The following is a 10,430-nucleotide window of genomic DNA, read 5'->3' on the forward strand; positions in this document are numbered from 1 at the left end:
GCCCGAGACGCCCGCGCCGCCGCCGCCCGCCAAACCCGAACTGCGTTGCGCGCCTTGAGGCTCGCCCTCCGCGCCCTTTGCATAGACCCTTAGGAAAAGCATCCGTGAAGTCCGAAAAAGACACGATCCACGCCGGCAAGCGCCGGTTCCTGCGCAACGCCGCCGCCTCCACCGCGGGGCTGACCGCACTGTCGATGTTCCCGCCGGCCATCCGCCGCGCGCTGGCCATTCCCGCCAACAACCGCACCGGCACCATCAACGACGTCGAGCACGTGGTCATCCTGATGCAGGAAAACCGCTCGTTCGATATGTACTTCGGTACGTTCAAGGGTGTGCGCGGCTTTGGCGACCGCATCACCATTCCGCTCCCGCAAGAGCGCTCGGTTTGGGAACAGACCAACGGCACGCGCGTCGTCATGCCGTATCACCTGGACAGCACCCAGGGCAACGCCCAGCGCGTGGCCGGCACGCCGCACGACTACGTTGACGCCCAGATGGCCTGGGACGGCGGCCGCATGTACCAGTGGCCGCGCTACAAGCAGAACCAGTCCATGGGCTACTACCGCGAAAAGGAAGTGGAATTCCAGTTCGCGCTGGCCAACGCCTTCACGCTGTGCGATGCCTACCACTGTTCGACGCACGGCGGCACCAACACCAACCGCCTGTTCCACTGGACCGGCACCAACGACCCGCTGGCGCAGGGCAATGGCCCGTCCACCCGCAATCAATGGGATAGCCTGGGCGCTTCGACCACCGGCTGGACCTGGAAGACGTATCCCGAGCGCCTGCAGGAAAACGGCGTCACGTGGAAGGTCTACCAGAACCTGCCCGAGAACTTCGGCGACAACCCGCTGGCCGGCTTTCAGCAGTACCGCCGCGCCAACGAACTGGCCGGCAACGGCACCAATGGCGCGCCGTACCCCGCCTGGACGCCCAGCATGGATGCGTCCAATCCGCTGTACAAGGGCACGGCCAACACCATGCCCGACGGCGGCTTCCTGCAAGCCCTGCGCGACGACGCCCTCAACGGCACGCTGCCGCAGATCTCCTGGATCGTCGCGCCCGCCGATTACTCCGAACACCCCGGTCCGTCCAGCCCCGTGCAAGGCGCCTGGTACATCCAGGAAACGCTCGACGCGCTGACCGCCAATCCGGATGTCTGGAGCAAAACCGTCCTGCTCATCAATTTCGACGAGAACGACGGCTACTTCGATCACGTGCCGCCGCCTGCCGCGCCGTCGCTGAACGCGGACGGTTCCATGGCCGGCGCCTCCACCGTCAACACCGACCTCGAGCGCCACACGCACGCGTCCGCCCAGGACGCCGCCGATAACCGCGTCTACGGCCCCGGTCCGCGCGTCCCGATGTACGTCGTGTCGCCGTGGAGCCGCGGCGGCTGGGTCAATTCCCAAGCGTTCGACCACACGTCGGTGCTGCGCTTCCTGGAAGCCCGCTTCGGCGTGAAGGAAGAGAACATCAGCCCGTGGCGCCGCGCCGTGCTGGGCGACCTGACCTCGGCATTCAACTTCGCGACGCCGAATGACGAGAAGCTGCCGGATCTGAACATCCTGACCCGCACGGGTGCGGATCAGGAGCGCGCTGCCCAGCAAGCGCTGACTGCGGTGCCGCTGCCCGATCCGTCCACGCAGGCCAAGGGCGTGCAAGAAAAGGGCGTGCGCTATTCACGCGCCTTGCCCTACGAGCTGCACGCGAGCGGCCGCAGCCAGCCGGGCACCGGCAACATGTGGCTGGTGTTTTCCAACACGGGCAAACAGGCGGCGGTGTTCCACGTCTACGACCGCCTGCATCTGGATCGCCTGCCGCGCCGCTACACGGTGGAACCGGACAAACAGCTTGAAGGCAGCTGGGACACGGCGGCCGACGGCGGCAAGTACGACCTGTGGGTGTTGGGTCCCAACGGCTGGCACCGCCATTTCGCGGGGGATCTGGCGCACGACCGCACGGCGCAGCAGGAAGCCGAGATCCGCGTCTGCTACGACATCGCCAACGGCGACGCCTACGTCAGCTTCATCAACGCCGGCAAGACGCCTTGCACGTTTGAGGTGACGCCCAACGCCTATTACGCCAACCACGAGCGCTGGACGTTCACGGTCCCGGCGGGCGGGCAGGTCGAGCAGCACTGGGCGCTGGCTGCCAGCCATGCCTGGTACGACTTCACGGTGCGCCTGACCGAGGATCCGTCGTGGCTGCGCCGCTTTGCAGGCCGCATCGAGACGGGCAAGGCGTCCGTCACGGACCCGGCCATGGCCGAGTAAGCCTCACGCGGCGGTCTGCGGTTCGCGTGCGCGGAAAGCCTGCGCGCACGCCTCGCAGATCGCCGCCGTGATGCCCTGGCGGGCGTGCTCGCGGCGTTCCAGCATGCCGATGGAGCGCGACAGGGGCCCGAGGTCTTCGGGCAGGTGAAAAATCCGCAGCTCCGGGCTGTGCTGCCAGTTCGCACCGTTGATCAGCGGCAGCAGCGTCACGCCGACCTCCTGGCGCACCAGTTCCACCAGTGTCTCGATCGCGTTCAGTTCCAGGAAGTCGTTGACCGGCACCGCCATGCGCCGCAGCAGGCGGTCGATCTGCAGCCCGGTGCGCTGGGTCCGGTCAAAGCGCAGGAAGGGATTGCCCGCCAGCACCTCGCGGGCATCCTTGCCGGCCGCCGAACGCGGGGCGATCACCACCATCTGTTCTTGATAAAGCGGCGTCCAGCGCGTGCTGGCCATCTTGCGGCCCGCCTCCACCAAAAACGCGGCGTCCAGCTCGCCGTCTTCCACCTTGCCCGCCAGTTCACTGGCCTTGCCCGACAGGATGCGCACGTCGAGCTTGGGATGGGCCTTCTTCAGCCCCGAGATGACCTTGGACAGCGTGCCCATGCAGGACACGATGCTGCCCACCGACACCGATCCGGCCAATTCGCCGGGCGCCGTGCTCGGGCGCCTCAGTCTGTCGTATAAATCCAGCAAGTGCTTGATTTCGGGAAGTAATTCGCGCCCGGCCGCGTTCAGGATGGCCAGGCGACCGCTGCGGTCAAAGAGCTCCCGCCCCAGTTCGGCTTCCAGTGAGCGCATCTGGAAGCTGACGGCCGCCTGCGTCAGCGCGACCTGCTCGGCGGCCTCGGAGAAGGAACCGTGGTGCGCGACCGCCAGAAACGTGCGCAGGAATCGGATCGTACTCATAAAAAATTCTTTTATGACGGAACAAAAAATCAAATTGATTTAATTAAAGCACGAGAGTAACTTCGCCCGCTTAACCGTTATGAGACCCGCCACATGAAATCCTTCGACTGGGGCAACCCGTATCCTTCCGTTCGCATCCCGCTGTTCGCCCGCAACGTGGTCTCCACGTCGCACCCGTTGGCGGCCCAGGCGGGTCTGCGTATGCTGCTCAAGGGCGGCAACGCGGTGGACGCCGCCATTGCGGCCGCGGCCACGATCGTCCTGGTCGAACCGGTCTCGTGCGGCCTGGGCGGCGACTGCTTTGCCATCGTCTGGGACGGCAAGGAATTGCACGGCCTGAACTCGTCGGGCGTGGCGCCCGCCGCATGGAACACCGAATACTTCAAGCGCAAGTACGGCACTGGCGACAACGGCCTGGCCATCCAGCCCAAGCGCGGCTGGGACTCGGTCACGGTCCCCGGCGTGGTGGCCGGCTGGGCCGCGCTGCATGAAAAGCTGGGCAAGCTGCCGTTCGAACAACTGTTCGAGCCCGCCATCGAGATCGCCGAGCGCGGCTACGCCGTGCCGCCCGTGGTGGCGCACAAGTGGGCCGCCGCTGCCGAGGAACTGAAGTCGCAGCCCGGCTACGCCCAGGCCTTCCTGCCCGAAGGCCGCGCGCCCAAGGTCGGCGAGCACTTCCGTTTCCCCGACGCCGCCAACACGCTGCGCCGCATCGCCGAATCCAAGGGCCGCGACTTCTACGAAGGCGAACTGGCCGAGCGCATCGCCGCCTTCAGCAAGGAATGCGGCGGCGCGATGACGCTGGAAGACCTGCGCGGCTATCGCCCGGAATGGGTCAAGCCCATCTCCAAGTCGTACCGCGGCTACGAGCTGCACGAAATCCCGCCGAACGGGCAGGGCATCGCCGCGCTGATCGCGCTGGGCATCGTCGAACGCTTCGACATGGCCGACATTCCCGTGGATTCGGTGCAATCGCAGCACATCCAGATCGAGGCCATGAAGCTGGCTTTTGCCGACCTGTACAAGTACGTGGCCGACCCGCGCGCCATGCAGGTCACGCCCGAACAGATGCTGTCGGACGCCTACCTGGACAGCCGCGCCAAGCTGATCCGCCTGGACCAGGCCACCCACTTCGAAGCCGGCCGTCCGCACGCGGGCGGCACCATCTACCTGACCGCCGCCGATGAAAACGGCATGATGATCTCGTTCATCCAGTCCAACTACATGGGCTTCGGATCCGGCGTGGTCGTGCCGGGCACCGGCATCAGCATGCAGAACCGCGGCGTGGGCTTCTCGATGGATCCCAAGTCGGCCAACGTCGTCGAAGGCGGCAAGCGCCCGTTCCACACCATCATCCCGGGCTTCCTCACGCGTGGCGGCAAGCCGGTCATGAGCTTTGGCGTCATGGGCGGCGACATGCAGCCCCAGGGCCACATGCAGACCGTGGTCCGCATGATCGACTACCACCAGAACCCGCAGGCCGCGTGCTGCGCGCCGCGCTGGAAGGTCAACCGCGACTTCACGCTGGATATCGAGACCAATATGAAGGCGTCGACGATTGCGGGACTGAAGGACCTGGGGCATGCTCTGAAATCCGTTGACGATCCGTACATGGACTTCGGCGCCGGCCAATTCATCTGGCGCATGTCCGAGAACGACAACGAACTGGGCTACGTCGCCGCCAGCGACAGCCGTCGTGACGGCCAGGCGGTGGGTTTCTAAGCGGTTCCTGATACCGGCAAATGCAGCAACAAGGGGAATAAACACAATGAAACGCTTGACCATGACTTTCGGCGCCAGCTTGCTGGCACTGGCCGCCGGCGCCGCCAGCGCCCAGAACATCCGGATCGGCCTGCAGGAAGATCCCGATGTCCTGGACCCGCACCGCGCCCGCACCTACGTGGGCCGCATCGTGTTCACGTCGCTGTGCGACAAGCTGGTGGACATCGATCCCAAACTGCACTTCGTGCCGCAGCTTGCCACCTCGTGGTCGTTCAGCGACGACAACAAGGTGCTCACCTTCAAGCTGCGCGACGACGCGCTGTTCCACGACGGCGCCAAGTTCGACGCGGCGGCGGCCAAGGCCAACCTCGACCGCGCCATGAGCCTGCCGGACAGCCTGCGCAAGGGCGAGCTGCGCTCGGTGGCCAAGGTCGACGCGCCCGACGCCACCACGCTGGTGCTGACCCTGAAGGAACCGGACGCCACGCTGCTCGCGCAGTTGTCCGACCGCGCCGGCATGATGCTGTCGCCCAAGACCTTCACGGACGATGTCGCCGCGGTGGGCCGCAAGCCCATCTGCTCCGGCCCGTACAAGTTCGTCGAACGCATCCAGAACGACCGCATCGTCCTGGAGAAATTCGACCAGTACTACGGCGCCAAGGACTACGCGTTCAAGCGCGTGACCTTCCTGCCCATTCCGGACACCACCGTGCGCCTGTCCAACCTGCGCGCCGGCGACCTGGATATGCTCGAACGCCTGAATCCGTCCGACGCGCCGCAGGTCAAGACCGACGCCAGCCTGACGTTCGCGCCGGTGGCGGGTCTGGGCTTCCAGCAATTCATGTTCAACGTGGACAACGGCAAGCGCGCCGAAGACAACCCGTTCAAGAACAAGCTGGTGCGCCAGGCGTTCCAGTACGCCATCGACCGGAACGCCATCAACGAAGTGGCCGGCGGCGGCATCTTCGAACCCGCCCAACAGCCGTTCCCGCCCGCCAGTCCCTATCACAGCGACAAGTTCCCGGTCACCAAGCGCGACGTGGCCAAGGCCAAGAGCCTGCTCAAGCAGGCCGGTTTTGACCGCGTGAAGGCCGAGCTGGTGTTCGGCAACAACACCACCACCTCGTCCGTCGCCGAGATCGTGCAGGCCATGGCCGCCGAGGCGGGCTTTGACCTGTCCCTGCGTCCCACGGAATACGCCGCGCTGCAGAAGGAATCCGCCGGCGGCAACTTCCAGATCGTGATGCTGGGCTGGTCCGGCCGGGTCGATCCCGACGGCAACATCCACGCCTTCGTCACCTGCAAGGGCGCGCTGAACGACGGCCACTACTGCAACCCTGAAGTCGACAAGCTGCTCAATCAGGCCCGCACGGTCCCGGACGAAGCCAAGCGCAAAGCTATCTACGACCAGGCGCAGGCCATCATCCAGGACGAACTGCCCGGCGTGTACAACTACTACCAGCCGTGGCCCTTCGTGATGGGCAAGAAGGTCCAGGGCTTCACGCCCTATCCGGACGGTATGATCCGGCTCAAGGGCGTGACGTTCGCGCAGAAGTAATGTCGGAGCGGCGAATGCCCGCCGCGCCCGCCGGACGCGCCTTGCGCGTCCGGTTGTCGTTTGCGGCGGACGCGCATCGGGCCCTGTCCGGCCGGCGCCGTCCGTCGTTCCAGTCTTACGGTTTCCCACATGCTTAAACTCATCTTGCGCCGCGTGATCGTCGCGATCCCGACACTGATACTGGTGTCGATGATCGTGTTCATGCTGCAGAAAATCCTGCCCGGCGATCCGGTGCTGACCCTGGCCGGCGAAGAGCGCGACCCGGCTGTCCTGGACTACCTGCGCGATAAATACCGCCTGAACGACCCGTTGCCGATGCAGTATGCGGCCTGGGCCGGGCAGGTCCTGCAAGGCGATCTGGGCAAGTCCCTGCGCACCGACGTGCCCGTCACGACGCTGATCGCGCAAAAGCTGCCCGTCACCCTGCAACTGGCCGCCATGGCGATGTTCTTTGCGCTGCTGGTGGGCATTCCCATGGGCATCATCGCCGCCGTGCGCAAAGGCAAGCCTGTCGAAATGGGGGCCAACATCGCGGCGCTATCCGGCATGTCCATCCCCAATTTCTGGCTGGGCATCATCCTGATCATGGTGGTGTCGGTGCAGTGGAAGCTGCTGCCGGCCTCGGGCTACGTGTCTCCCTCTGAAGACTTCTGGCTGTCGATCAAGACCATGCTGATGCCGTCGCTGGTGCTGTCCACGGCGATCGCGGCGTACCTGATGCGCCACACGCGCTCGTCCATGCTGGAAGCGCTGTCGGCGGACTACGTGCGCACCGCGCGCGCCAAGGGCGTGTCGCCGCGAAGCGTGGTGCTGCGTCATGCGCTGCGCAATGCGCTGATGCCGATCGTCACGCTGGTGACGCTGCTGTTCGGCGAACTGCTGGCGGGCGCCGTGCTGACCGAACAGGTCTTCACGATCCCGGGCTTCGGCAAGCTGGTGGTCGACGCGGTGTTCACCCGCGACTACGCGGTGGTGCAGGGCGTGGTGCTCTGCGTGGCGGTGGGCTTCATCCTGATGAACCTGCTGGCCGACATCCTGTACATCCTGGTCAATCCCCGCCTGAGGCACTCATGAGCGCAATTCCTGCAACGGCCGCAGCCGTCACGCCGCCCCGCAGCCGCAATCGCGCGTGGGCCAAATTCAAACGCAACCGCATCGCGATGCTCGGCCTGGGCATCGTGCTGTTCTTCGTGGTGGTGGCCATCCTGGCCCCGTTCATCGTCAGTCAGGATCCCCTGCAGACCAGCTTCACCACCATCCGCAAGGCGCCGTCCGCGGCGCATTGGCTGGGTACGGACGAACTGGGCCGCGACATCTACAGCCGCATGGTCTACGGCGCGCGCGCCTCGCTGATGGCGGGCCTGGTGTCGGTGCTGATCGCGCTGATCGTGGGCGTGCCATTCGGCCTGGCCGCGGGCTACTTCGGCGGGTGGACGGACAGCATCATTTCGCGCGCCACCGAGGCCCTGCTGGCCATTCCCTTCCTGATCCTGGCGATTGCGCTGGCCGCCTTTCTCGGGCCCAGCCTGACCAACGCGATGATCGCCATCGGCGTATCGGCCGCGCCCAAGTTCATCCGGCTGACACGGGGGCAGGTGCTGGCAGTCAAGAACGAGGACTACGTGCAGAGCGCCCGCGCGCTGGGCGCGTCTGACCTGCGCATCATCGGCCGGCACGTGTTCCCCAATGTGATGCCGCCGCTGATCGTGCAGGCCACCATCACAATCGCCACGGCCATCATCGCCGAGGCCAGCCTGTCCTTCCTGGGCCTGGGCCTGCAGCCGCCGACGCCGTCGTGGGGCTCGATGCTCAACACGGCCAAGAACTTCATGACCCAGGCGCCCTGGATGTCGATCTTCCCCGGATCGGCCATTTTCCTGGTGGTGCTGGGCTTCAATCTGCTGGGTGACGGGCTGCGTGACGCGCTCGATCCGCGTCAGGAAAAGTAATCGATATGGCAACCATGGATTCCAACCGCGTCGTGCAGGTCAATGACCTGACGGTGCGGTTCAAAACGCCCGAACGCACCGTGGAAGCGGTGCGCAATGTTTCCTTTCACGTGAACCGCGGCGAAACGCTGGCCATCGTGGGCGAGTCTGGCTCCGGCAAGTCGGTGACCTCGCTGGCGCTGATGCGGCTGGTCGAGTACGGCGGCGGGCACATCGCCAATGGCGGGATGCTGCTGCGCCGGCGCAGCGGTGACGTCCTGGACCTGGTCAGCGCGCCCGATTCCACGCTGCAGCGCGTGCGCGGCGCGGACGTGGCGATGATCTTCCAGGAGCCGATGACGTCGCTGAACCCCAGCTTCACGGCGGGCAATCAGATTGCCGAGGCCTTGCAGCTGCACCAGGGCTTGGACGCGGCGGCGGCGCGGGCGGAGACGCTGCGCATGCTGGAGCGCGTCCGGATTCCCGAGGCGCGCGCCATTCTGGACCGCTACCCGCACCAGTTGTCGGGCGGAATGCGCCAGCGCGTGATGATCGCGATGGCGCTGTCGTGCAAGCCGCAACTGCTGATCGCCGACGAGCCGACGACCGCGCTGGACGTGACGATCCAGGCGCAGATCCTGCAACTGATCCGCCAGCTCCAGGAAGAAATGGACATGGGCGTGATCTTCATCACGCACGACATGGGCGTGGTGGCGGAAGTGGCCGACCGGGTGCTGGTGATGTACCGGGGCGACAAGGTGGAAGAGGGCGGGTCGGACGAGATCTTCGCGCGTCCGCAGCATGCCTACACGCGAGCGCTGCTGTCGGCGGTGCCGCGCCTTGGGGCGATGCAGGGCACGGACGAGCCGGCGCCGTTTCCGCTGTTGAAGGTGGACGAGGCGGTGCGGGTGCCGAATCCGGCGCGGTTGGTGGACACGCCTGTGGCGGCGCCGTCGACGGTGCGACGCGAGAATGGGCCGGTGCTGAAGGTCCGGGATCTGACGACCAGCTTTGACATTACCGGCGGCATTCTGGGCCGGGTGCAGAAGCGGGTGCATGCGGTCGAGAAGGTCAGCTTTGACCTGTACCCCGGCGAGACGCTGTCGCTGGTGGGCGAGTCGGGGTGTGGCAAGACGACGACTGGCCGTTCATTGCTGCAGCTGGTCAAGAGCAAGAGCGGGTCAATTGAGTTCGACGGCAAGAACATCGGCGCGTTGCGGGGCAGCGCGATGCAGACGTTGCGCCAGCATATCCAGTTCATTTTCCAGGATCCGTTCGCGTCGCTGGATCCGCGGATGACGGTGGGCTATTCGATCATGGAGCCGCTGCTGATCCACAAAGTGGCGCGCGGTAAAGAGGCGCAGGAGCGGGTGCGCTGGCTGATGGACAAGTGTGGGCTGCTGCCCGAGATGATCGACCGCTATCCGCACGAGTTCTCGGGCGGGCAGCGTCAGCGGATCTGCATTGCGCGGGCATTGGCGTTGAACCCCAAGGTGGTGATCGCGGACGAGTCGGTATCGGCGCTGGATGTGTCGATTCAGGCGCAGATCGTGAATCTGCTGCTGGATTTGCAGCGTGAATTGGGTGTGTCGTTTTTGTTCATCTCGCACGATATGGCGGTGGTGGAGCGGGTTAGCCACCGGGTGGCCGTGATGTATCTGGGCCAGATCGTGGAGATCGGGCCGCGGCGGGCGATTTTTGAGAATCCGCAGCATCCCTATACGAAGAAGCTGATGGCGGCGGTGCCGATTGCGGATCCGCAGCGGCGGCATCGGGAGCGGTCGCTGCTGGTGGATGAGATTCCTAGTCCGATGCGTCGGGTGGGGGATGAGCCGCTGGTGGAGCCGTTGGTTGCCGTGGGAGATGGGCATTTTGTGGCGCGGCATGCGATTGGGGTTTATTGAGGCGGCGGTTTCTGCTGCTGCTGCTGCTGCTGCTGCTGCTGCCGGGCCTGCTGGTCGCGCTGCTGTTGATGGCGTTGCTGTGTCTGCTGCTGGTCGCGTTCCCGTTGCTGGCGCGCCTGCTGTTCGTGCTCTTGAC

Annotated in this window: 7 protein-coding genes; 6 read left to right on the top strand and 1 reads right to left on the bottom strand. The window is 65.5% G+C overall.

Going from position 1 to position 10,430, the window contains the following annotated elements:
- The first annotated feature begins 104 nt into the window (after positions 1-104).
- Entirely contained in the window at positions 105-2,276 is a 2,172-nt protein-coding gene (locus AC6LJW_RS29055) for a phosphocholine-specific phospholipase C (protein ID WP_498088935.1), read from the top strand.
- Between the two features lie 3 nt (positions 2,277-2,279).
- On the opposite strand, the gene AC6LJW_RS29060 is transcribed toward AC6LJW_RS29055, so the two are convergent.
- Positions 2,280-3,182 (bottom strand): LysR substrate-binding domain-containing protein, encoded by a 903-nt coding sequence (locus tag AC6LJW_RS29060; RefSeq protein WP_056570071.1) that lies wholly within the window; start codon positions 3,180-3,182, stop codon positions 2,280-2,282.
- A gap of 93 nt (positions 3,183-3,275) precedes the next feature.
- Between AC6LJW_RS29060 and ggt the strand changes: the two genes are divergently transcribed.
- From ggt to AC6LJW_RS29085, 5 genes are all read left to right on the top strand, one after another.
- Positions 3,276-4,904, top strand: coding sequence for a gamma-glutamyltransferase (gene ggt, locus AC6LJW_RS29065; protein ID WP_056570073.1), 1,629 nt, complete (start codon positions 3,276-3,278; stop codon positions 4,902-4,904).
- Positions 4,905-4,950: 46 nt separating this feature from the next.
- Positions 4,951-6,462: an ABC transporter substrate-binding protein gene (locus AC6LJW_RS29070; RefSeq protein WP_056570075.1), complete on the top strand. Its 1,512-nt coding sequence runs from the start codon at positions 4,951-4,953 to the stop codon at positions 6,460-6,462.
- Positions 6,463-6,591: 129 nt separating this feature from the next.
- Entirely contained in the window at positions 6,592-7,536 is a 945-nt protein-coding gene (locus AC6LJW_RS29075; protein ID WP_056316436.1) for an ABC transporter permease, read from the top strand.
- On the top strand, positions 7,533-8,411 hold the full coding sequence (locus tag AC6LJW_RS29080; RefSeq protein ID WP_056570076.1) for an ABC transporter permease: 879 nt from the start codon (positions 7,533-7,535) through the stop codon (positions 8,409-8,411). Before AC6LJW_RS29075 ends, AC6LJW_RS29080 begins: the two co-directional genes overlap by 4 nt.
- Positions 8,412-8,425: 14 nt before the next feature.
- Positions 8,426-10,294, top strand: a complete 1,869-nt coding sequence (locus AC6LJW_RS29085) for a dipeptide ABC transporter ATP-binding protein (RefSeq protein WP_498088936.1) — start codon at positions 8,426-8,428, stop codon at positions 10,292-10,294.
- Positions 10,295-10,430 lie beyond the last annotated feature (136 nt).

The sequence above is a fragment of the Achromobacter sp. 1012554356 genome, from assembly GCF_059760815.1.